Source organism: Microbacterium sp. JZ37 (assembly GCF_035188445.1).
In the GTDB taxonomy this organism is placed as follows: domain Bacteria; phylum Actinomycetota; class Actinomycetes; order Actinomycetales; family Microbacteriaceae; genus Microbacterium; species Microbacterium barkeri.
The window spans coordinates 590,385-613,321 of the sequence record NZ_CP045253.1 but is presented as its reverse complement, the minus strand read 5'-3'; the positions used below and the strand labels follow the sequence as shown (position 1 = coordinate 613,321).

The following is a 22,937-nucleotide window of genomic DNA, read 5'->3' as shown; positions in this document are numbered from 1 at the left end:
GGACATCCCCGTCCGCCGGCATGACACGATGGCTCTGATGCCCGCGAGCGGAGGAGACGGCATGGACGAGCGACCCGGCCCGTGGACCCGGCTGAGCGCCGCGGCCCATCCCCTCGGCGAGGGATCGCGGCTCATCGACGGCGTCGTGCACTGGGTCGACCTCGAAGGCGGCGTCCTGCACGCCTGGACCCCCGAGGGCGGCGACGCCGCGACCCATCGGCTCGACCGCCCGATCGGCTTCGCCGAGAAGGCGCCGGACGGACGCCTGCTCGCCGCAGCCGGGACGGGCGTCGTCGAGCTCGACATCTTCGGGCGCCACACTGCTCTCGCCGACACCGGTCTCGACCCCGCCCGGCATCGCGTCAACGACGGGACCATCGCGCCCGACGGATCCCTGTGGTTCGGGACGATGGTCCGGGACGGCTCCGATCCCGAGGGCGCGGTCTGGCGCTGGGACGCGGGCACCGGCGAGGTGACGCGCCTCGCGACCGGCATCGACATCCCGAACGGCCCGGCCTTCCATCCCGACAGCGAGACCGTGCTCATCGCCGACACCGTGGGCGGCCGCATCCTGCGCGCGCCGATCGCGGCGCCCGACCGCCTCGACGTGTTCGCCGCGGTCGACGGGTCGCCCGACGGCCTGCACGTCGACGCGCAGGGACGCATCTGGAGCGCCGTGTACGACGGCGGGCGCCTCGACGTGTACCGAGCGGATAGCGCGCGGCTCGCGCGCATCGAGGTCCCGGCTGAGCACCCCACGAGCGCCCTCACGACGCCGGACGGCCGCGTCATCGTGACGAGCGCCGCGCAGGGGATGGACGAGCCGGGCCCGTTCGACGGGCACACGTTCGCCGCCGCGATCGCCGACGTGCTCGAGGCCTGAGCCCGGTCATCCGGCCCGGGCGTCGAGGTTCGCCGGGGCCCGGCTCAGCGCCGCGCTGACCGCTTCTGCACGCCGCGCGCGAGCCCGGCGAGACCGGCGACGAGGATGACCGCGCCGGCGGCCAGGACGACGGTCACCGCGGTCGACACGGGGTCGGCCGTGAGGATCCAGTCGGCCACCGCCGCCTGGAGCGCGGCGTATCGCGTCGCGTCGAGCACCTGCCCCAGCCCGACGAGGGAGACGACGAGCATGAGCGCACCCCAGATGATCGCCGCCCAGCGGATGCGGGGCCGCTCGGCAGGCTCGGGGCCCGCGGCCGGGGCGCCCTCGGGGACGCGCTGCTCTTCGCTCATCGTGCACTCTCCTCGTCAGCGGACGGCGTCGGCTCGGCCGCGCCGAACTCGGCCTCGTCGAGCACCCAGATCGACACCTCACCGCCCTCGGTCTGCGTGATGTCCACCGTGCGCAGGGGCGCATCCGCCTCGGCGCCGTCCTGCGCCCACTCGACGATCCCGTCGCGCGGCACCGGCAGGTCCTCCGACTCGTAGACGCCCGCGTCGCTCATCCGGGTCACCATGACGCGCGTGTCGTCGTCGGCGTGGATCCGGATGTCCGCCGCGACATCCGGAGGGACGGTCACCTGCGTGAAGCCGGCACGGCGGACGACCGTGGCGCTGCCCTCCCCGCCGCCATCGGCCATCAGCCACAGCTCGAGGGAGCCGTAGGCGCGCGTCACCTCGTACGACGAGCCGTCGACGGCGATCGTCTGCCAGCTGTTCGCGCCGATCACGTTGTTCGCGCCGAGCGCCGTGCCGGCCCCTGCGGCGAGCGCGATCGCGGCGAGGGCCGCGAGCGCCCCGCTGCGGCGGCGCAGGGCCCCCGCGATGACCATCCCGCCGGCCGCGACCGCCGACATCGCGAAGGCCGCCGCCGCAAGGGCGGCCGAGGCGCGCTCGGGCTCGATCGGCCAGGTCCCTCCGCCGAGGACGACGAGGGCTGCGGCCGATCCCGCGACGAGGGCGAGCCCGAGGGTCGACGCGCCGAAGGCGAGGGAGATCCTCGGACGACTCGCCCTGCGGGCCGCGCGCACGCGCGCCGCCTCCTCCGCGAACGCGCGCGCGGCCCGCTGGCGGCGGGCGCGCTCCTCCTCGCGGGCGAGGCGCTCCGCGTCGGTCTGCTGCGCGCGCCACGCGTCGTGCTGCTCGCGCCACTCCTCGTGCTGGCGACGCCAGGCGTCGAAGTCGCCGTCGGCGGGCGGCTCGGGCGACGGAGCCGGCTCGAAGGGCGGAACGGCCGGCCCCCCGGCCGTCCCGCGCGCGGCGGGGGTTCCCTGCACCCCGCCGAGGCCCCCGCCCGACACGGGGGACGCGATGCGCCGGCCGGCCCAGATGCCGAGCGCGGCGATGGCCGCGACCGCCGCGAGCCCGACGAGGAGCGCGACGGGCGATCCGTACCCGAAGATCGCGGGCACGACGACGCCGAAGCCGATCCCCAGGATCGGGATGGCGGCAGCGACGCAGACGAGGACGATGAGCGCCGTCCGCCCCGGACCGAGCGCGGCCACGCCGCCCACGGGCCGCTCGCGCCGGACGAGCCAGAGCGCGAACGCGGCGACCGCCGCGACGACCGCGATCCAGAACGAGGCCTCGATGGCGGTCCAGACGATCCGGCCCGGGTACGCCAGGGCGAGGAAGTCCTCCATGAGCGTCGCGCTCGCCCAGCTGGCGAGTGCGCCGAAGCCGATCATGATCGCGATGCCGACGAGCGCCGGGCCCGAGCCGGTCCGCAGCCGGATCGCGATGTCGCCCCGCTCATCCGGGAGCAGAGCCCATCCGAGGGCGTACAGCCACAGCGCGGGGAACCCGAGCACCGCGGCGACGACGAAGATGCCCCGCACGATGACGGGATCGGCGCCCGTGCGACGCGCGATCGCGGCGCACACGCCGCCGATCCAGCCCTCCGTGCGCACGAGGCCGAGCGATCGCACCCAGTCGAAGAACCCTCCTCCCGGACGACGCGACGGCGCCTCGACGGCGGGAGCGCCGCCATCCGCCCTTACGGCGCTCGTCATCTTTGTTCCCCGCGGTTCGCTCTCGGTCATGGTCCGATCCTCGCGCGCTGCGCGCCGGCGCCGCCATGAGGGATCACCCCGGTCCTCCCCTGATTCGCCCGCTCAGGGCGGCCCGCGCGTGGTTGCATGGGGGCATGACCGCCGCGCCTCCCGCCTCGCGCCTCGCGCGCTCGCGCAGCGCGGTGGTCGCGGGCGTCGCCGAGGGCGTCGCGCGGCACCTCGGATGGCGCGTGCCGGTCACGCGGCTCCTGTTCGCCGCGACGGCGGGCATCTGGGGCGCGGGCGCGCTCCTCTATCTGTGGCTCTGGGCCTTCACGCCCCTGCAGGATGGCGATGCGCGCGTCACGCGGCGGGCTCCCGTCGCGTGGATCCTCCTCGCGGGGGCGGCGCTGTTCCTCCTGGTCGCGCTCCAGATGAACTACTGGAGCCTCACTCAGGGCGTCCTCCCGCCCGCGAGCCTGCTCCCCGCGGTCTTCGCGATCGCGCTCGCGACCGCCGGGGGCGTGTGGTCGGCCGTCCTCGACCGGGCCGACCCGGCCCGCGGCCCCCAGCAGGACCTCCTCCTGCGAAGCATCGCGTCGGCCGTGCTCGCGGCCGTGGCCATCCTCATCCTCACCCGAACGGGCTCGGTCGCGGCCCAGCTCGCGCCGGTCATGCTCCTCATCGCGCTCGCGGCAGCGCTCGGCATCGCCGTCGTGTGGTCGTCGACCTGGATCGCGCGGTTCCGCGAGCTCCAGGCCGCGCGCATCCAGGGCATCCGCGAGGAGCAGCGCGCCGAGATGGCCGCGCACCTGCACGACTCCGTGCTGCAGACGCTCGCGCTCATCCAGAACCGCGCTGGTGCCTCGAGCGAGGTCGGCCGGATCGCCCGCGCCCAGGAGCGCGAGCTGCGTGCCTGGCTCTACGACGACGACGCGCCCGCTGACAGCGACCTCGCGACCGATCTGCGCGACTACGCGACAGCGCTCGAGCTCGACTACGAGGTGGCGATCTCGGTCGTGTCGGCCGGATCGTCGACCGAGCGGGCGAGCGGCGAGGTCGCCGCGGCGGCCCGCGAGGCGATGCTCAACGCGGCGCGCCACGCGGGCGGCGAGGTCTCGGTCTACATCGAGGGCGCCCCGGGAGCCGTCGACGTCTTCGTCCGCGACCGCGGTGCCGGGTTCGACCTCGACGCCGTCCCCGAGGACCGCTTCGGCGTGCGCGAGTCGATCGTCGGCCGCATGCGGCGCACGGGCGGGATGGCCTCGGTCACGCGCGGCGCAGGAGGCGTCGGCACGCAGGTGCACATCCGCTACCCTTCGGCAGGTGCCCGTGCCTGAGCTCACCGTCGTGATCGTCGACGACCACTCCATCTTCCGCTCGGGGCTGCGCGCCGACCTCGACGGCGCGCTCCGGGTCGTCGGCGAGGCCGCCGACGTGCCGTCCGCGGTCGCCGTGATCGCCGAGACCGCGCCCGACGTCGTGCTCCTCGACGTGCACCTGCCCGGCGGCGCGGCCGGCAGCGCGGGCGGCGAGGACGTCCTGCGGCAGGCGTCGCCGCTCTCACCCGGAACCCGCTTCCTCGCCCTGAGCGTCTCCGACGCGGCGGAGGACGTCGTGCGGGTCATCCGCGCGGGCGCCCGCGGCTACATCACGAAGGGCGCATCGGGAGCCGAAGTCTCCCGCGCGGTGCGGGTCGTCGCATCGGGCGACGCGGTCTTCTCCCCGCGCCTGGCCGGATTCGTCATCGACGCCTTCGGCGCGGCCTCGGGCGAGACCGCGGTCGCCGACGACGAGCTCGACCGTCTCTCCGCGCGCGAGCAGGAGGTCATGCGGCTCATCGCCCGCGGCTACGCCTACAAGGAGGTCGCCGCCGAGCTCTTCATCTCGGTGAAGACCGTCGAGACCCACGTGTCGGCCGTGCTCCGCAAGCTCCAGCTCTCGTCGCGGCACGAGCTCACGGCGTGGGCGTCGGCGCGACGGCTGCTCTAGCGGCGATCGGGGCGGCCCGCCGCCTCCGGTGACAGACTGGACGACGTGAGCGACTTCGACTTCGGCAGCGCATACGGCCACGGCTTCGCCCGCGTCGCGGCGGCGACCATCCCGCTCGCGGTCGCGGACCCGGCGACGAACGCCCAGGCGGTCATCGAGACCGCCCGCGAGCTGAGCGACGACGCCGTCGCGGTCGCGGTGTACCCCGAGCTGTGCCTCTCGGGCTACGCGATCGACGACCTCGTGCTGCAGGACCCGCTCCTCGACGCGGTCGACGACGCGATCGCGACGATCGTCGCGGCCTCGGCCGATCTCTTCCCCGTGCTCGTCGTGGGCGCGCCCCTCCAGCGCGGCAGCCGCGTCTTCAACACGGCCGTCGTCATCCACCGCGGCGAGATCCTCGGCGTCGCGCCGAAGTCGTATCTGCCGACCTACCGCGAGTTCTACGAGCGCCGCTGGTACGCCCCGGGCGACGACCAGCGCGGCACGATCGCGGTCGCAGGTCGCGAGGTGCCGTTCGGCCCCGACCTCCTCTTCGAGGCGGCGGACGTGCCCGGTCTCGTCGTGCACGTCGAGGTGTGCGAGGACATGTGGGTGCCCGTTCCGCCCTCGTCGCTCGCGGCGCTCGCGGGCGCCACCGTGCTCCTCAATCTCTCCGGCAGCCCGATCACGATCGCGCGCGCCGACGATCGTCACCTGCTCTGCAAGTCGGCCTCTGCCCGATGCATCGCGGCGTACGCGTACGCCGCGGCCGGGCAGGGCGAGTCGACGAACGACGTCTCGTGGGACGGCCAGACGATGGTCTACGAGGTCGGCACGCTCCTCGCCGAGACCGAGCGCTTCCCGGATGGCGCGCGCCACTCCGTCGCGGACGTCGACCTCGACCGCATCCGGCAGGACCGCCTGCGCCAAGGCACATTCGACGACAACCGGCGCACCTTCGCCGAGCAGACGCGCTTCCGGACCGTCCGCTTCGAGGTGGATCCGCCGCGCGGCGACGTCGGCCTGCGGCGAGCGCTCGACCGGTTCCCCTTCGTGCCCGACGACCCCGCTCGTCTCGCGCAGGACTGCTACGAGGCGTTCAACATCCAGGTGTCGGGGCTCGTGCAGCGCCTGTCGGCGATCGGCAGCCCGAAGCCCGTCATCGGCGTGAGCGGCGGTCTCGACTCGACGCACGCGCTGCTCGTCATCGCCCGCGCGATGGACCGGATGGGCCGCCCGCGCAGCGACATCCTCGCCTACACGATGCCGGGGTTCGCGACGAGCGAGCACACGAAGTCGAACGCGATCGCCCTCGCGGAGTCGGTCGGCGCGACCATCGAGACCATCGACATCCGCCCGGCCGCGACCGAGATGCTCACGCGCATGGGCCATCCGTTCGGCCAGGGCGAGCCGGTCTACGACGTGACGTTCGAGAACGTGCAGGCAGGCCTGCGGACCGACTACCTCTTCCGGCTCGCGAACCACCACGGCGGCATCGTCGTCGGCACGGGCGACCTGTCCGAGATCGCCCTCGGCTGGGCGACCTACGGCGTGGGCGACCAGATGAGCCACTACTCGGTCAACCCCGGCGTCCCGAAGACCCTCATGCAGCACCTCATCCGCTGGGTCATCGCACACGGCGAGGGCGTGTCGGAGGCGGAGCGGAAGGTGCTGCAGTCGGTGCTCGACACCGAGATCAGCCCCGAGCTCGTGCCGGCCGGCCAGGACGGCAAGGTGCAGTCGACCGAGAGCACGATCGGTCCGTACGCCCTCCACGACTTCACGCTGTTCCACATCCTGCGCTACGGCATGCGGCCGTCGAAGATCGCCTTCCTCGCGGAGCGGGCGTGGGGCGACGCCGAGGCGGGCGCGTGGCCCCCCGGGTTCCCCGCGGAAGACCACTACGCCTACGACCTCGCGACCATCGTGAAGTGGGAGCAGGTCTTCCTCAAGCGCTTCTTCGGGTTCTCGCAGTTCAAGCGGTCGGCCATCCCGAACGGGCCGAAGGTGTCGCCCGCCGGCTCGCTCTCGCCACGCGGAGACTGGCGTGCGCCGTCCGACGGGAACGCGAGGGCCTGGCTCGCAGAGCTCAAGGCCGCGCTGCCCGACCTCGTCGAGTAGTCACTCGGGGTCGCGGTCGCGCAGGCCGACGCGATCCGGGATCTGCATCGCGAGGCCCGGGAGCCACGTCGCGGGATCCGGCCACGGGCGCGACGTCGGCAGGCTGCGGAGCATCCGCGCCGCCTGCTCGCGGCGCTCGGCCTCGGGCGCATGCACGGGCACGATGCGCCGCGGCGCCCGGTGGCCGAGCGCGCCGCACCACCAGTGCCGCCAGATCTCGGGGGCCTCGTCGGGTTCGAGCACGAGGTAGTAGTCGGGCATGAGCGCGTCGCCGCGCTCGAACTGGCGGAGGGTGTCGCCGATCTCCGCTTCGAGCACGCCGAGGGTCGCACGCTCCTCGAAGAGCTCGATCCACGCGGAGGCCACGTGCTCGAGCGGGTCGGCGTCGTGCACCACCCAGGGGGTGCCGGACGCCGAGATGCGATGCGCCGCGAGAGACGGCTCGGAACCGCGCAGCGAGAGCGCGGAGACGCCGTCGAGCGCGTCGACGGAGGCGAGCACGTCGTCGGCACCGGGGCCGACGACGGCGACGATGGTTCCGGTCGTACCTTCCATGCCTCAATATATGCCGGGATCCGGATGCGGGGCCAGACCCCTCCGTCAACCCCGTGAGAGCCGGGCGCGACGGTCGTATCGTGGCGGCATGGACGGCTTCGCGGCGGTCGACTTCGCGTTCGCGCGCGAGGTGCTCCAGCGCGGCATCGCGGCGCTGTACCTCGTCGCGTTCCTCTCGACGCTCAACCAGTTCCGCGCGCTCCTCGGCGAGCACGGCCTGCTCCCGGCGCCCGAGCTGCTCGCGTGGGCGCGCTCCTCCGACCGCGCCGCCCGGGCGCTGCGGCCCACCCTGTTCCGATGGATCCGGTACACCGATCGCCGTCTCGTCGCGCTCTGCATCGGCGGGATGGCCGTCAGCGCGCTGATCGCGGCGGGCCTCCCCCAGCTCGGTCCGCCCTGGCTGCCGATGCTGTGCTTCCTCGCGATCTGGTTCGGCTACATGTCGATCGTCTCGATCGGGCAGACCTTCTACGGCTTCGGATGGGAGATGCTGCTCCTCGAGTCGGGCTTCCTCGCCGCGTTCCTCGGCTCGCACGACCAGCCGCCCGCGACGGCGATCATCGTCCTGTTCTGGTGGCTGCTGTTCCGGCTCGAGTTCGGCGCCGGCATGATCAAGATCCGCGGCGGACGCGAGTGGCGAGACCTGACGGCCCTGACCTACCACCACGAGACGCAGCCGATGCCGGGGCCCCTGAGCCGCCAGGCGCATCTGCTGCCGCGCTGGTTCCACAGGCTCGAGGTCGTGGGCAATCACATCGCGCAGCTCGCCGTGCCGTGGCTCGCGTTCGCGCCGCTCCTCGGGCTGTGGCTGCCCGACGCGATCCCGCTCCTCATCGGCGCGTGCGCGGCGGCCGTGATCATCGCGACGCAGCTCTGGCTCGTCCTCACGGGCAACTTCGCATGGCTGAACGCGGCGACGATCGTCCTCGCCTTCTCAGCCGTGGGCATCCCCGCGGGCGACGAGCGCGGCGAGCTCCCCCTGCCCTGGCTCGTGGTCACCTCGGCCGTCGCGGTGCTCTGCGTCGTGCTGAGCGGGCAGCCGCTGCGCAACCTCTTCGCGCATCGGCAGCTCATGAACGCGAGCTTCAACCGCTGGAACCTCGCCAACGCGTACGGCGCCTTCGGCACGGTCACGAAGGAGCGCATCGAGTTCGTCGTCGAGGGCACTCTCGACGCGAATCCCGGGCACGCGCAGTGGCACGAGTACGGCTTCCGCGGGAAGCCCGGCGACGTGCGTCGCAGGCCCCCTCAGGTCGCTCCGTACCATCTGCGGCTCGACTGGCTGATGTGGTTCCTCCCGCTCGGCCACCGCATCGACGACTGGTTCCTCGTGTTCCTCGTGCGGCTGCTCGAAGCCGACCGTCCGACGCTCCGGCTCCTCGCGCGCGACCCGTTCCGCGGCCAGCCGCCCCGCTTCGTCCGCGTCGTGACCTACCGCTACCGCTTCGCCTCGCGCGCCGAGAAGCGCGAGAGCGGAGACGTGTGGGTGCGCGACCGGCGCAGGACCCTCGTGCAGCCCCTGTCGCTGCACGACGTCCGTGAGGCCTGATCAGCCGTCCGCCCAGATCCGCCGCTCCTGCGCGACGCGGACGACCGCGTCGCGCACGAGCAGCACCGCAGGGCGCGACTCCCCCGCGGCCGTCACCGCGCACATCCGTCGCGACGCGAGGCGGCTGCGGATCGGCACGCACACGCAGCCTGCGGGCACGACCGGCTGCTCGGGCACGACCGCGAGGCCGAGCCCGGCCGTCACGAGACCGCGCACCGTGATGAGGTCCTCGCCCTCGAAGGCGATGCGGGGCGTCCGCTCGCTGCGCGCGAAGAGGGCGTCGAGCGAGTCCCGCAGCCCGAAGCCGCGCGCGAGCGTGACGATCGGCCACTCCGCGATCTCCGGCACCGAGACCGACGCGCGCCGCGCGAGCGGATGGTCGTCGGGCACGAGCGCGACGAGCGGCTGCTCGAACAGGGGCACGACCTCGACGTCGCCGCCGATCGCCGGGGTGTCGACGACGAGGGCCATGGCGACGCGACCCGAGTGCAGCTGATCGATGAGGAGCGAGCGCGCGCCCTGGTGCAGCTCGAAGCGCAGATCGGGGCGGTCGCGGCGCACGGTGCTCACGACCTCGGGGATGAAGCGCTCCCCGAGCGAGGTCTGGAAGGCGAGCGACACCGTCGACGAGGCCGCGCCCGTGACGGCGCCGACGCCGTCCTCGATGAGCTCGATCGCACGTCGGAACGCGGGCAGGAGCGTGCGCGCCGCGGCGGTCAGGCGGATGCCGCGGCCCTCCCTCTCGACGAGCGCGACGCCGAGGCGCTGCTCGAGGGTGCGGATGGCGCGGCTCACGTTGGGCTGCGGCATGCCGAGGCGCTCGGCGGCGGCCGTGACGTGCTCCGTCTCGCCGAGCGCGACGAGCACCGGCACGAGCGGGAGGACGCCGCGGATGCGATCCGGTTCCATGCTCTCATGGTATGCATCAAGCCGATCCGGTATTGGATCCGCATGCATCTGGCGGGCTAGCGTCGAGGGCATGACGGCGACCGGCTCCCTCCCGACAGCGAGGGAGTCCGCCGTGCCGACGTCGCGCCGCCTCTCGATCGCGATGTGGTGCGCGGGCATCGCGAGCTTCGCGCTCCTCCACGCCCCGCAGGGGCTGCTCACGTTCGTCGCCGCCGACCTCGACCGCTCCGCCGCCGCCGTGGCGTGGATCATCTCCGGCGCGACGCTCGGCCTCGCCCTCTCGCTTCCGCTGTGGGCGGTGCTCGCGGCACGGCGCGGGGTGGCGTGGTCGATGCGCGTCTCGGCGACGACGTCGGCGCTCATCGCGCTGCTCCTCCCGCTCGCGCCCACCCTCGAGCTCCTCGTGGCGGGGCGGTTCCTGCAGGGCGCGGCGCTGGGCGGGATCCCGGCGCTGGCCGTCGCCCTCGTGCACGAGGTGATCTCGGGGCGCCGCGCCGCGGTCGTGGCGGGCGGCTACATCGCGGCGGCCTCGATCGGCGGGCTGTCCGGGCGGCTCGTCGCGCCGCTCCTCGCCGAGATCGGCGGATGGCGCCTCGGCCTGCTCCTCCTCGATCTCGTCGGCGCCGCGATCACGATCACGATGGCCGTCCTGCTGCCGCGCACGACGCCATCCGGAGCCCCCGCCGGGCGCACGCTCCGGGTGTTCCTGCGGCAGCTGCGCGATGCGCGCCTGCGCGCGCTGTTCCTCATGGGCGGCATGCTGCTCGGGGCGATGATCGGCATGTACAACGCGATCACGTTCCGCCTCGAGGCCCCGCCCTACGCCCTGCCGGCTGCGGTCGTCTCCTTCGTGTTCCTCGCCTATCTCGGCGGGACGGCCGCCGCGCAGCTCTCCGGGCGCCTCTCGCTCCGCTTCGGCCTGCGCACGCCCCTGCTCGCGGGATGCGCGCTCATGCTCGCGGGCGCCCTGCTCACGGGCACGACCCCGCTGCCGCTCGTGATCACGGGCGTCGTGCTGCTCACGACCGGGATGTTCCTCGCGCACTCCGTCGCGAGCTCGGCCGTGGCGGGCTTCGCGGGCGCCGACCGCGCGAGCGCGGGGTCGATGTACAACGTCTTCTACTACGGCGGATCGAGCCTGTTCGGATGGCTCTGCAGCGCCGCGTGGACGGCGTCCGGATGGCCCGCGGTCGTCATCGTCCTGGGCGCGCTCGCGATCGCGGCGGGCGGATGCGCGCTCGCGGCCACGCGCCGCTGACGATCAGCCGCGCGCGTTGTAGACCGTGATCGCGCCGGCGTCGACCGCCGCACGGTACGCGCGGAAGACCGCGACCGCGTCGTCCTTCGCGACGCCGTCGATCACGGCGATGCCGCGGGCCTCGAAGGCCTCCGCCCAGTCGGCGACCATCGGGCCCTCGTCGAACGTCGTGATCTCCTCGCACTCGGGCCCCGACCCGGCGATCGCGAGGGTCGTGATGCCCGACCACATCGCCGCGCCGTAGCACTGCACGCACGGGCGCCAGTTCACGACGAGCTCGTGCCGAGGCTGGTCCGATGCGCCGAGGTCCCACGAGCCGACCCGCGCCTGAGCCATCCCGAGCGCCGTCACCTCGGCGTGCCCCGACGTGATGCCCGTGGACAGCACGACGTTCACGCCGACCGACACGATCCGGCCCGTGTCGGCCTCGGCGACGAGGGCCGCGAACGGGCCGCCGTTGCCCTCGCGCCAGTTGCGGTCGGCGAGCCGGTTGACGAGCGCCATGCGCTCCTCGAGGGTCGGGATGACATCGGGAACGTCGGCGAGCTCCTCCGCGATCCAGGCGGGAAGGGAGATCGTGTACGAGGTGGCGAGGGGTGGGAACTCCATGACGCCAGCATGCTCCACGCATGTGTCGGCCGTGTGACGGACCGCGGGCGGCCGACAGTTCATCCGCCGGAAACGACAGATTGTGCGGCAGCGCCCATGCAGGTGCATGAACATCGGTGGAATGGGTGGCGGCGTCTGCGCACCGAGGCGGGACGCCGGCCTCCGCCGAGGGAGGCCCGCATCAAGAGGAGAGAACACGTGGGTTCAACGAAGGCCAAGGCGCCGATGTCGAACAGGAGGTTCCTCGCGATCTGGATCCCGATCGTCGCGTTCGTGGCCGTCCTGGCCGTCGGCGCGAACATCGCGATCGGGATGTTCCGCGGGGCGATCGAATCGTTCATGGGCACCGGCACGTACGTCGTCAGCAACACCGCCGAGGGCGCTGAGCTCGACACGACCTACTACGAGAGCGATCACGCGACGCAGGACGACGCCAAGGCGGCGTCGGCCGAGCTCGTCGAGGACATCGCCGACGAGGGCATGACGCTCCTCAAGAACAACGGCGCGCTGCCGCTCGAGACGGGCGCCGTGACGCTCCTCGGGCGTGGCGCCGCCGACCCCGTGTACGGCGGCTCCGGATCGGGAACCGCCGACACGCGCACGGCCGTGAACATCCGCCAGGGCATCGAGAACGCCGGCTTCACGGTCAACGACACGGTCTTCGACGAGCTCGCGGCCTTCGCCGAGGCGAACCCCGCGGCGGAGGGCGGCCGGACGAACATCGTCATGGACAAGCCCGAGGAGTCGAACTACAACATCGGCGAGATGCCGGTCGAGGAGTACTCGCAGGACGCGCTCGACAGCTTCGCGGAGTACGGCGACGCGGCGATCGTCGTCCTCGGACGCGCCGGCGGCGAGGGCGGAGACCTCGCCACCGACATGACCCCCTGGGACGAGACCGCCGAGCCGGGGCAGCACCAGCTCGAGCTCAACCAGGACGAGAAGGACCTCGTCGCCCTCGCCGAGGAGAACTTCGAGACCGTCGTGGTCGTCGTCAACGCGTCGACGTCGATGGAGCTCGGCATCCTCGAGGACGACCCCGCAGTCGACGGCATCGTGTTCGCCGGCTCGCCGGGTGTCTCGGGCTTCAACGCCCTCGGCAGCATCCTGAGCGGCGCGGTCAACCCGTCCGGTCACACCGTCGACGTCTTCTCGGCCGACTTCACGGCCGACCCGACGTTCGTCAACTTCGGCGACTTCGCCTACTCGAACCTCGAGGACGCGTACTTCGTGGACTACGAGGAGGGCATCTACAGCGGGTACCGCTACTACGAGACCGCCGCGGTCGAGGGCTTCATCGACTACGACGAGGCCGTCGTCTACCCGTTCGGCTACGGGCTGAGCTACACGACCTTCGACTGGAGCGTCGCGGACGCGCGCCTGGGCGAGGTCGACGGCGAGATCTCGATCGACGTCGACGTGACGAACACGGGCGACGTCGCCGGCAAGGACGTCGTCCAGCTCTACTACACCGCTCCCTACACCCCGGGCGGCATAGAGAAGGCCCACGTGGTGCTCGGCGACTTCGCGAAGACGGGGCTCCTCGAGCCCGGCGCGACGGAGACCGTCACGCTGACGCTCGCCGTCGAGGACATGGCCTCGTACGACGCGGCAGATGCCGCGGCCTACGTGCTCGAGCAGGGCGACTACGAGCTGAAGCTGCAGACCGACTCGCACAGCCTCAAGGACGGCATCGAGCCGCTCGTCTACACGGTCGACGAGACCGTCGTCTACACGGACGGACGCGCGAGCGACGAGGTCCCCGCGACCAATCGCTTCGACGACGTGACGGCCGCGTTCGAGGACGGCACCCGCACGGCGTTCTCGCGCGCGGACTTCGCGGGCACGTTCCCGACCGCTCCCGAGGGCGCCGACCTCGAGGCGAGCGAGGCGACGATCGCCGCGTACGAGCCGTTCGACGCCGCAGCCGCCGCGTCCGACGCCGAGGGCGCCGAGGCTCCGACGTGGAACGCCGACAACGACCTGTCCCTCGTCGATCTGCGCGGCCTGCCGTACGACGACCCCGCGTGGGAGGAGCTCCTCGACCAGCTCGACCCCGACGAGGTGCTCACGCTCCTCACGTCGGGCGCGTACAACACGGCCGGGCTGCCGGAGATCGGCAAGATCCGCACGAACGACCTCGACGGCCCCGCGGGCTTCTCGTCGTTCATCAACCCCGACCTCTGGACCGGGACCGCGTTCCCCTCGGAGTACCTCATCGGCCAGACGTGGAGCCGCGACCTCGCGAACGCCATGGGCGTGGCCGTGGGCAACGAGGCGCTGCACATGGGCGCGAACGGCTGGTACGCCCCCGCGGTGAACCTGCACCGCTCGCCGTTCGCGGGCCGCAACTTCGAGTACTACTCGGAGGACCCGGTGCTCTCGGGCGCCCTCGCGACCCAGGTCGTCGACGGCGCGCTGACGAAGGGCGTGTACTCGTTCACGAAGCACTTCGCCATGAACGACCAGGAGACCAACCGCGTGAACGGCGGCGGGCTCTCGACCTGGGCGACGGAGCAGACCATCCGCGAGCTGTACCTCAAGCCGTTCGAGATGGTCGTGAAGGACGCGCGCGGCGAGGTCGAGTACTACGACGCGGATGGCGAGCTGCAGACGAGCGAGATCGGCTCGACCGCGATCATGAGCTCGTTCAACCGCATCGGCGCGACGTGGGCCGGCGGGTCGTCCGCGCTCATGCACGACGTCCTGCGCGAGGAGTGGGGCTTCCGCGGCTTCGCGATCACCGACTTCAACCTGTACGACTTCATGTACCCCGACCAGGCGTGGAACGCCAGGGGAACGGATCACATGCTGACGTTCGAGGGCTCGAAGACGATCGCGGACTCGACGAGCGCGGCCGCGCAGGACAACCTGCGGTACGCCATCCACAACGTGCTCTACACCGTGGCGAACTCCAACGCGGTGAACGGCATGGCCTCGGGTGCGACGCTCACGTACCAGCTCGCGGGCTGGGAGATCGGCGTCATCGTCGGGACGATCCTGCTCGCGCTGCTCGTCGTGGCCGGCGTGGTCTGGATGGTCGTGCGCGTGCGCCGTCACCGCGCTCGCCCGACCGTCGCCCCGGCCGGCGCGGCGACGTACTGACCCAGCCATGAACCGGGGCCGGGAGGGCGACCTCCCGGCCCCGCACAGGAAGACCTCATCGTGAACGACACACCGGCGCTCCTCGCCCAGCTCACCCTCCTCGAGAAGGCCGCCCTGCTGAGCGGTCAGAACACCTGGCAGACGCGCGCGATCGCGCGTCTCGGCATCCCCGCGATCTGGATGTCGGATGGCCCGCACGGTGTGCGCAAGCAGGTCGGCTCCGCGGACCACCTCGGTCTCAACGCCTCCGAGCCGGCGACCTGCTTCCCGACCGCGGCCACGATCGCCAACAGCTGGGACGAGGAGCTCGCCGCCGAGATCGGCCGAGCGCTCGGTGCGGAGGCGTCCGCCCAGGGCGTGCACGTGCTGCTCGGACCGGGTCTCAACATCAAGCGCAGCCCGCTCGGCGGGCGCAGCTTCGAGTACTTCTCCGAGGACCCCGAGCTCGCGGGGCGCCTCGCCGCCGCGTACGTGCGCGGCATCCAGGAGCAGGGCGTCGCCGCGACGCCCAAGCACTTCGCCGTCAACAGCCAGGAGCTGCGCCGGATGGTGAGCGACTCGGTCGTCGACGAGCGGACCCTGCGCGAGATCTACCTGACCGCGTTCGAGATCGTCGTCGAGGACGCGGCGCCGTGGGCGATCATGTCGTCGTACAACCTCGTCAACGGCGCCTACGCGCACGAGAACGCGCATCTTCTCGCCGAGATCCTCCGCGAGGAGTGGGGCTTCGACGGCGCGGTCGTCTCCGACTGGGGTGGCGGCAACGACGCCGTCGCCGCCGTGCGCGCGGGCGGCTCCATCGAGATGCCCTCGCCCGGGTTCGACTCTGCCCGTCAGATCGTCGCCGCCGTCGAGCGGGGCGAGCTCGCCGAGGCGGACCTCGATGCGCGGGTCGCCGAGATCCTCGACCTCGTGCGGCGCGTCACGACGCGGACGACGCGCGCCCGATCGCGCTTCGACGCCGACGCGCACCACGCCCTCGCCCGACGCGCGGCGGCCGAGTCGGCCGTCCTCCTGCGCAACGAGGGCGGGCTCCTCCCCCTCTCGTCCGGCACGCGCGTCGCCCTCATCGGCGACTTCGCCGAGACCCCGCGCTACCAGGGCGCGGGATCGTCGGCCGTCAACGCCACCCGGGTGACGAACCTGCGGGATGCGCTCGCCGACACCGACCTCGAGGTGCTCTCGTTCTCGCCGGGGTTCCGCCGGGACGGCCGCCCCGACGCCGCGCTCCTCGCAGGTGCCGTCGCCGCGGCGCGCGAGGCCGAGGTCGCGGTCCTCGCGCTCGGCCTCCCCGAGATCTCCGAGTCGGAGGGGCTCGACCGCGGCTCCCTCGCGCTGCCCGCGGCGCAGGTCGACGTGCTGCGCGCTGTCGCGGCCGCGAATCCGCGCACGGTCGTCGTGCTGAGCGCGGGCGGCGTCGTCGAGACGCCGTGGGCGGATGACGCGGCGGCTCTCGTGCACGCATACCTCGGCGGACAGGCCGGTGCGGAGGGGCTCGCCGACGTGCTGACCGGAGCCGTCAACCCCGGCGGTCGCCTCGCCGAGACCGTCCCGCGCCGCCTCGCCGACACGCCGACCGCCGGACGCTTCCCGAGCGTCGACCGAACCGCCGAGTACCGCGAGGGCCCCTTCGTCGGCTACCGCTACTACGAGACCGCGGGCGTCGATGTCGCGTTCCCCTTCGGATTCGGGCTGAGCTACACGACGTTCGCGTACTCCGACCTGCAGGTGGGTGACGACGCGGTCTCGTTCACCGTGACGAACACGGGCGGCGTCGCAGGCGCCGACGTGGCGCAGGTCTACGTCGGCCGCCGCGGCACGGGCGGCGTCCCGCGCGCCGTGCGCGAGCTCAAGGGCTTCCGCAAGGTGCGGCTCGCGGCCGGCGAGTCCGCGCGGATCACCGTGCCGCTCGGCGCGCGCGCCTTCCGGTTCTTCGACGTCCGCACGGGCGCCTGGCAGATCGAGGAGGGCGACTACCTCGTGCAGGTGGGCCCGAATGTGCGCGATCTGCCGCTCGAGGCCGTCGTGCCCGTCGGGGGCACCGTGCCGCAGCGGACGCCGGAGGCAGCACTCGCCGTCTATGCCACGGGACGCGTGCACGACGTCTCCGACGCGGACTTCACCGCGCTGCTCGGCCGCCCGCGCTCGGAGTCGGGATGGGGCGACGGCCCGCTCGGCGTGAACGATCCGATCGATCGGCTCCGCGTCGCCCGCAGCCCCCTCGCGCGTCTCGTGTTCCGGATCGTCGACGGTCGTCGGCGCAAGGCCGAGGCGTCCGGGGAGCCCGACCTCAACATCCTCTTCCTCTTCAACGGGCCGTTCCGCGTCATCTCGAAGATGAGCGGCGGCCTCGCGACGAGCCGGCTCACCGACGCGCTGCTCACCCTCGTCAACGGGCAGACGATCCGCGGTCTGGGCCGCGTCGTCGCCGCCTTCTTCCGCGGACGCCGGGAGGAGAGGCGCACCCGCGACGCCTTCCTCTCCGCCGCCGACGCACCCACCTCGAACAGGAGCGCATGATGTTCACCGCGATCAAGGACTGGTGGCGAGGCTTCCAGGACCGGCACCCCGAGCTGTCGAAGTTCCTCATGTTCTTCGTGCTCTCGAACGGCGTGACCGTGCTGCAGCTCGCGCTCATGCCGATCTTCCGCTGGGCGTTCGACAGCTTCACGGGTCTCGTCGGGGTCGACTTCCAGGTGCTCCCGGTCGGCTCGAACGTCGACGGCTCGACGTACTTCATGTTCGACTACGCGGCCGGCGCCCTCCCCGAAGGGGGCGGCGGTCTCGCCTACTTCCTGGCCGTCCAGATCACGCTGCTCATCGCGCAGGTCATCAACTTCTTCCTCCAGCGCAACATCACGTTCAAGTCGAACACCTCGCCGTGGGTCGCGGCCGGATGGTACGCGCTCGCCTACGTCGTCATCACGTTCGTCGCGGCTGCCGCGCAGGGGTTCTACAAGGCCCCGATCTACGACCTCCTCATCGGGATGTGGGGCGGCACGGGCGAGGTCGTGGCCGACGTCGCGACGATGATCATCAACTCGGCGATCTCGTTCTGGGTCTTCTACCCGATCTTCAAGCTGATCTTCCGCCAGACGCCCGACGCCGCCGCCGTGGCCGCGCCCACCGCACAGGCAGACTAGAGCCATGCCCCTGCTCTCGATCGTGGTCCCCGCCTACAACGCGGCCGACCACCTTCACCGTGCCCTCGTCCCCCTTCTGCGGATGCGGCACGACATCGAGGTGATCGTCGTCGACGACGGATCGACCGACGCCACCGCCGAGATCGCCGACGACTACGCGCGTCGGCGCCCCGACGTGTTCCGGGCCATCCATCAGCCGAACCGGGGGCACGGCGGGGCGATCAACACCGGTCTCGCCGAGGCGCGCGGCACGTACCTCAAGGTGCTCGACGCCGACGACTGGCTCAGCATCCCCGCTCTCGAGCAGGTGCTGCAGATCCTGCGCACCCTCGAGGAGTGCGGCGGCGTCGACGCCGTGTTCACCGACTACGTGCACGACCGCGTGGGCAAGTCGAACCGCGTCTCCCGGTTCGACAGCGTCTTCCCCGCGGGCCGGGTCTTCGGATGGGGCGACACCGAGCGGTTCAGCCGTCGCCAGTACCTCATGATGCACGCGATCATCTACCGCACCGAGATGGTGCGGGCATCCGGCCTCCGGCTGCCCGAGAACACCTTCTACGTCGACAACCTCTACGTCGTCGTGCCCCTCGCGCGCGTGCGGAGCATGTACTACCTGCCGGTGAAGCTCTACCACTACGTCATCGGCCGCGAGGGGCAGTCGGTCGAGGCCGACACGATGCTGCGCCGCGTCGACCAGCAGCTGCGGGTGAACCGCCTCGCCCTGCGCGCGCTCCCCTCTCCCGCCGAGGTCGCGACCGGAGAGGTGCCGGCGCCCCTGTACGCCGCGCTGCTGCACTACATCGAGGCGATCTGCGCGGTCACCTCCGCCACTCTCGCGCGAGGAGGAACGCGTGCGCACCTCGCTCAGCGCGACGCCTTCTGGCGCGAGGTCAAGGCGGAGAGCCCGTGGGTCTACACGAGGCTCCGACGGAGCTTCATGGGCGCGAGCAGCAACCTGCCCGGTCATGCCGGGCGCCGCGTGACCTCGCTCGCGTACAGCGTCGCGCGCCGGGTCGTCGGTTTCAGCTGATCCGAGGAGGGAGAGAGGATGATCCGCATCGCCGTCGTCGAGGACGACCCGGGGAGCATCGACCGTCTCCTCTCGCACCTCGACCGGTTCCAGCGCGAGCACGACGAGCGGTTCCACATCGGCGCGTTCCATGACGGCGCGGACATCCTCGACGACTACCGGCCCGACTGGGATGTCCTCCTCCTCGACATCCAGATGGAGCGCGTGGACGGCATGACCGCCGCCCGCCGCATCCGCGAGGTGGACGGCGAGGTCATCATCGTGTTCGTGACGAGCTCGCCTCAGTACGCGATCAGCGGATACGAGGTCGACGCGCTCAGCTACCTCCTCAAGCCGGTGTCCTACGCCGCCTTCGAGCAGGAGATGGAGCGGTGCCTCGTCCGCCTGCGGCGGCGCGAGCGCCGTCACCTCCTCTTCTCGACCACCGACGGGGCGCGCCACCGCGTCGACGTCGCCGACATCGTCTACCTCGAGAGCGCGAAGCACAACGTGCTGATCCACACGCTCGAGACCGACCACACGGTGGTCGCGACGCTCAAGGCCATGGAGGCCGAGCTCGCGGACGAGGGCTTCCACCGGTGCAACAGCGGATACCTCGTCAATCTGCGCCACGTCACGGGCGTCGAGGGCAGCGACTGCCGGATGCGCGGCGGCGCGAGACTGCAGATCAGCCGTCCGCGCAAGAAGGACTTCCTCGCGGCGCTCGCGAGCTACATCGGCTCGCGCGGGATCACGGCATGAGCGACGTCGTCACGAGCGAGCTCGCCGAGATCCCCCGCCTGTTCACCGCTCTCGCCGAGTGGGGCGCCTGCGTGGTGTTCATCGCGATCGTCCGCCGGCGCATGCGGTGGCTCCCGACCGTCGGCGTCGCCCTGGCCGGGCTCGCGGCTCTCGTCGGCCTGCAGCTGTGGGCAGACACCCTCCCTCTCGCGCTGTGGATCCCCGGCATGCTCGGCGCCGCGCTCACGATGTTCGCGCTCCTGTTCGCGTCGCTGCGGATCACCGCGGTGACGGCGGGGTACCTGACGGCGCGGGCGTTCGTGCTCGCCGAGTTCGTCGCGTCGCTGCACTGGCAGCTCGAGCGCTTCTACCTGCCCGACGCCGAGGGCGTCGCCCGCGCGGCGTTCCTCGCCCTCGTCTACGGCGGCGTGCTCGTGCTCGCCTGGCTCGCCGAGCGCCGGCATCTCACGCGCGGCGCGGAGATCGAGGTCGGATGGCGCGAGCTCGTGAGCGCGCTGGCCATCGCCGCAGCGACCTTCGGGATCTCGAACCTCAGCTTCGCCAACGCCAACACGCCGTTCAGCAGCCGGCTGGGCCCCGAGATCTTCTACATCCGCACGCTCGTGGACCTCTGCGGCTACATCGCGCTCTACGTGCAGCACGAGGTGCGCCGCGAGATGCAGACCCGTCGCGACGCGGAGGCGATGTCGCAGCTGCTCCGGAGCCAGCACGACCAGTACGAGCTCTCGCGACGCGCGATCGACGAGGTGAGCCGCAAGTACCACGACATGAAGCATCACCTCGATGCCCTGCGGGCCGAGACCGATCCGCGGCTGCGCGAGCGGATGCTCGACGACCTCGAGGAGTCCATCCGCGACTACGGGGCGCAGGTGCGCACGGGCAACCGCGTGGTCGACGTGGTCCTCACGGGCAAGCGCCTGCGCGCCAACGAGGACGGAGTCGACGTCTCGTACGTCGCGGATGGCCGGCTGCTCGACTTCATGAGCCCGCTCGACGTGACGGCGGTGCTGGGGAACGCCCTCGACAACGCCATCGAGGCGACGAAGCGCATCGCGGACGCCGATGAGCGCCTCGTGCGGGTGGCCCTCTTCGCGCAGGACGACTTCGTGATGCTGCGTGTCGAGAACACCTTCGACGGCATCGTGAAGCGCTCGGATGGCCGGATCGTCTCACGCAAGCGCGAGGCCGGCCACGGCTACGGTCTGCGCAACATCGAGGCGGCCGTCGAGCGGTACGGCGGCTCGCTCTCGATCAGCGCGGACGAGCGCTGGTTCTCGCTGCGCGCGCTCTTCCCGCGCTGAGCGTTCCGGGCTCGGCGGTGCTCAGTCGCGCCGCGAGCTCACGAGCGACCGCAGCACGAAGAAGACGACCACGGCCACGACGGCGACGACCGCGAGCTTGAAGATCCAGAACATCACCGAGAACAGGATGTTCACGAGCCACCACGCGATGACGACCGCGGCGATGACGCCCAGGACTGTCCAGATGGTGCTCTTGTTCATGACTCCAGCCTAGGGCCCGCCGATCAGCAGGCCACCCGGTACCGGGTCGGCCCGCCACGACGCGGCGTGCGCGTGTGGTCGAGCCAGGGCGGCGGGATGAACCACGGCACCGCGTCGACGCCGGCGCCATCGATGCGGATATCCCATCCGTCGTCGTGGATCCGATGATGACAGGCCACGCACAGGAGGATCCCGTTGTCGAGATCGGTCCTTCCTCCCCGCGACCACCACTCGATGTGGTGCACCACAGCGTGGCCGGGCGGGGCGCCGCAGAATGCGCACCCCTCGTCGCGGAGGGAGATCGCGAGCTTCTGCTTCGGCGTGAAGAGACGCTCTCTGCGTCCGAGGTCGAGGATCTCGCTCTTGCCGCCGAGCACGCACGGGATGATCTGCGCATCGACCGCCATGCGCCGCACCGCCTTGGCGGTCACGGGCTGCTCGATTCCGTCGATGGTCGCCATGCCGCCGCCCGACGCGTCGCCGTTCTGCTCATCGAGTGCCGCACGGAAGGTGTCGTAGTCCATCCGCACGACCATCGTGGCGATGGGGCGGGTCGGGATGGCGGTGCAGCCGAGAGCATGCCGAGCGACGTCGGCGAGGATGTCGATCTGCATCTGCAGCCGCGTGCGGCGATCGCGCCGCGCCTCGTCGGGCTCGTGCTCGTTCGCGCGCATCCGCTGCGTCACCATGCCGTCGAGCAGCGCGACGATCGGCGCCGCCGTCTCGGGGTCGGCGCGCCCCGTGAAGGACACCGAGCCGTCGCGCTCCGTGCGCCACGCGAGCATGCGCCGATCGCGGCGATCCTGCTCTCGGTCTTCCGCGCCATCCGGATCGAGCCGCATCTCGGCATCGAGCAGCAGGCGCCGCAGCTCGTCACTCGTGAGCCCGGGGGCCCGCGCGACGAGGATCGACTCCATCTCGTCGCAGGCCGCCGTGCCGGCGCGCACGACCACCCGGTCGAGCATGCCGACGATGGCCTCCGCTGCGGCGAGGCCGAGGGCGCCGGCCCGAAGCGCCTCGGCGACATGCGGGTGCTTCGCGGGCAGCCGCTCCCCGACGAGGCTCATCCGCGGCGCGATCGCCTCGCCGACGCGCATGAGCCGAGCAGCCTCGCCCGTCGTCACACCCGTCGTGGCCGAGAGCAGGGTGCCCGGCGAGGAGTACCCCTGCCTGCGCGCGAACCCGTCCTTGCCGAGCTCGCGGCGCGACTGCCGGGCGATCTCTCCCGAGGCCGCGGCGAGCGACGCATCGACGCTCCGCCGGAGGGCGCCGAGCACATCGGTCAGCGCCCTCAGCTCGTCCGGAGCGAGACCATCCACATCGAGGTCAGCGACGTCGGCACGCAGGGCCGCCAGGCTCTCGCTGAGTGCTGATGTCATCCTCGACATGACTCCATAGTAGTTCTGTTCGATTGATCGCGCAAGGATTTTTAGAAGTTTTCTTCGAGTTCATTCGCACACGATCGCACGTCCCTCCCCCGCGAACGCAGCCGCAGCATCCGCTGATCT

Annotated in this window: 19 protein-coding genes; 12 read left to right on the top strand and 7 right to left on the bottom strand. The window is 71.9% G+C overall.

Annotated elements, in window-relative coordinates; all coding sequences use genetic code 11:
- Positions 1 to 61: 61 nt before the first annotated feature.
- Positions 62 to 883 carry an SMP-30/gluconolactonase/LRE family protein gene (locus GC092_RS02675; RefSeq protein ID WP_324013958.1) on the top strand — a complete coding sequence of 274 codons (822 nt, stop codon included), beginning with the start codon at positions 62 to 64 and terminating at the stop codon, positions 881 to 883.
- Positions 884 to 927: 44 nt separating this feature from the next.
- Here GC092_RS02675 and GC092_RS02670 read toward each other — a convergent pair whose 3' ends face one another.
- The gene (locus tag GC092_RS02670; RefSeq protein ID WP_271174402.1) at positions 928 to 1,236 is read right to left on the bottom strand and encodes a mannitol-1-phosphate 5-dehydrogenase; all 309 of its coding nucleotides are present in this window, start codon (positions 1,234 to 1,236) and stop codon (positions 928 to 930) included.
- A complete protein-coding gene (locus tag GC092_RS02665) occupies positions 1,233 to 2,954 on the bottom strand; it encodes a PspC domain-containing protein (protein ID WP_324013956.1) in 1,722 nt (573 codons plus the stop codon). Before GC092_RS02665 ends, GC092_RS02670 begins: the two co-directional genes overlap by 4 nt.
- A gap of 134 nt (positions 2,955 to 3,088) precedes the next feature.
- Between GC092_RS02665 and GC092_RS02660 the strand changes: the two genes are divergently transcribed.
- From GC092_RS02660 to GC092_RS02650, 3 genes are read left to right on the top strand one after another with little or no spacing between them, the layout of a single operon-like run.
- Positions 3,089 to 4,273 (top strand): ATP-binding protein, encoded by a 1,185-nt coding sequence (locus GC092_RS02660; protein ID WP_271174400.1) that lies wholly within the window; start codon positions 3,089 to 3,091, stop codon positions 4,271 to 4,273.
- The gene (locus GC092_RS02655; protein WP_271174399.1) at positions 4,260 to 4,925 is read left to right on the top strand and encodes a LuxR C-terminal-related transcriptional regulator; all 666 of its coding nucleotides are present in this window, start codon (positions 4,260 to 4,262) and stop codon (positions 4,923 to 4,925) included. The genes GC092_RS02660 and GC092_RS02655 overlap by 14 nt, the downstream gene beginning before the upstream one ends.
- 45 nt (positions 4,926 to 4,970) lie before the next feature.
- Positions 4,971 to 7,028 (top strand): NAD(+) synthase, encoded by a 2,058-nt coding sequence (locus GC092_RS02650; RefSeq protein ID WP_324013954.1) that lies wholly within the window; start codon positions 4,971 to 4,973, stop codon positions 7,026 to 7,028.
- Here the strand turns inward: GC092_RS02650 and GC092_RS02645 are convergent, their stop codons facing one another.
- Positions 7,029 to 7,583 (bottom strand): hypothetical protein, encoded by a 555-nt coding sequence (locus GC092_RS02645; protein ID WP_271174397.1) that lies wholly within the window; start codon positions 7,581 to 7,583, stop codon positions 7,029 to 7,031.
- Positions 7,584 to 7,671: 88 nt separating this feature from the next.
- On the opposite strand from GC092_RS02645, the gene GC092_RS02640 reads away from it, so the two are divergent.
- Positions 7,672 to 9,132 (top strand): lipase maturation factor family protein, encoded by a 1,461-nt coding sequence (locus tag GC092_RS02640; protein WP_324013952.1) that lies wholly within the window; start codon positions 7,672 to 7,674, stop codon positions 9,130 to 9,132.
- On the opposite strand, the gene GC092_RS02635 is transcribed toward GC092_RS02640, so the two are convergent.
- Complete coding sequence (locus tag GC092_RS02635) at positions 9,133 to 10,041, bottom strand: LysR family transcriptional regulator (RefSeq protein WP_324013951.1); 909 nt, start codon at positions 10,039 to 10,041, stop codon at positions 9,133 to 9,135.
- Positions 10,042 to 10,111: 70 nt separating this feature from the next.
- Here GC092_RS02635 and GC092_RS02630 point away from each other — a divergent pair, with 70 nt between their 5' ends.
- Positions 10,112 to 11,299, top strand: a complete 1,188-nt coding sequence (locus GC092_RS02630; RefSeq protein WP_324013950.1) for an MFS transporter — start codon at positions 10,112 to 10,114, stop codon at positions 11,297 to 11,299.
- A 3-nt stretch (positions 11,300 to 11,302) separates the two neighbouring features.
- Here GC092_RS02630 and GC092_RS02625 read toward each other — a convergent pair whose 3' ends face one another.
- Entirely contained in the window at positions 11,303 to 11,908 is a 606-nt protein-coding gene (locus GC092_RS02625) for a nucleoside deaminase (RefSeq protein ID WP_271174393.1), read from the bottom strand.
- 225 nt (positions 11,909 to 12,133) lie between these two features.
- On the opposite strand from GC092_RS02625, the gene GC092_RS02620 reads away from it, so the two are divergent.
- Genes GC092_RS02620 through GC092_RS02595 form a run of 6 tightly spaced genes read left to right on the top strand, consistent with a single transcriptional unit; the run spans position 12,134 to position 21,228 of the window.
- Positions 12,134 to 15,013, top strand: coding sequence for a glycoside hydrolase family 3 N-terminal domain-containing protein (locus GC092_RS02620; RefSeq protein WP_324013947.1), 2,880 nt, complete (start codon positions 12,134 to 12,136; stop codon positions 15,011 to 15,013).
- Between the two features lie 60 nt (positions 15,014 to 15,073).
- Positions 15,074 to 17,533: a glycoside hydrolase family 3 C-terminal domain-containing protein gene (locus tag GC092_RS02615; protein ID WP_324013946.1), complete on the top strand. Its 2,460-nt coding sequence runs from the start codon at positions 15,074 to 15,076 to the stop codon at positions 17,531 to 17,533.
- Complete coding sequence (locus GC092_RS02610; protein WP_271174390.1) at positions 17,530 to 18,156, top strand: hypothetical protein; 627 nt, start codon at positions 17,530 to 17,532, stop codon at positions 18,154 to 18,156. Before GC092_RS02615 ends, GC092_RS02610 begins: the two co-directional genes overlap by 4 nt.
- Before the next feature lie 4 nt (positions 18,157 to 18,160).
- Positions 18,161 to 19,186 carry a glycosyltransferase family 2 protein gene (locus tag GC092_RS02605; protein ID WP_324013945.1) on the top strand — a complete coding sequence of 342 codons (1,026 nt, stop codon included), beginning with the start codon at positions 18,161 to 18,163 and terminating at the stop codon, positions 19,184 to 19,186.
- Positions 19,187 to 19,204: 18 nt separating this feature from the next.
- Entirely contained in the window at positions 19,205 to 19,927 is a 723-nt protein-coding gene (locus tag GC092_RS02600) for a LytR/AlgR family response regulator transcription factor (protein WP_282980144.1), read from the top strand.
- On the top strand, positions 19,924 to 21,228 hold the full coding sequence (locus tag GC092_RS02595) for a GHKL domain-containing protein (protein WP_324013944.1): 1,305 nt from the start codon (positions 19,924 to 19,926) through the stop codon (positions 21,226 to 21,228). The genes GC092_RS02600 and GC092_RS02595 overlap by 4 nt, the downstream gene beginning before the upstream one ends.
- Positions 21,229 to 21,249: 21 nt before the next feature.
- Here GC092_RS02595 and GC092_RS02590 read toward each other — a convergent pair whose 3' ends face one another.
- Both GC092_RS02590 and GC092_RS02585 read right to left on the bottom strand, forming a co-directional pair.
- Entirely contained in the window at positions 21,250 to 21,429 is a 180-nt protein-coding gene (locus GC092_RS02590) for a hypothetical protein (RefSeq protein ID WP_324013943.1), read from the bottom strand.
- 23 nt (positions 21,430 to 21,452) lie between these two features.
- Positions 21,453 to 22,817 carry an HNH endonuclease gene (locus tag GC092_RS02585; RefSeq protein WP_324013942.1) on the bottom strand — a complete coding sequence of 455 codons (1,365 nt, stop codon included), beginning with the start codon at positions 22,815 to 22,817 and terminating at the stop codon, positions 21,453 to 21,455.
- Positions 22,818 to 22,937 lie beyond the last annotated feature (120 nt).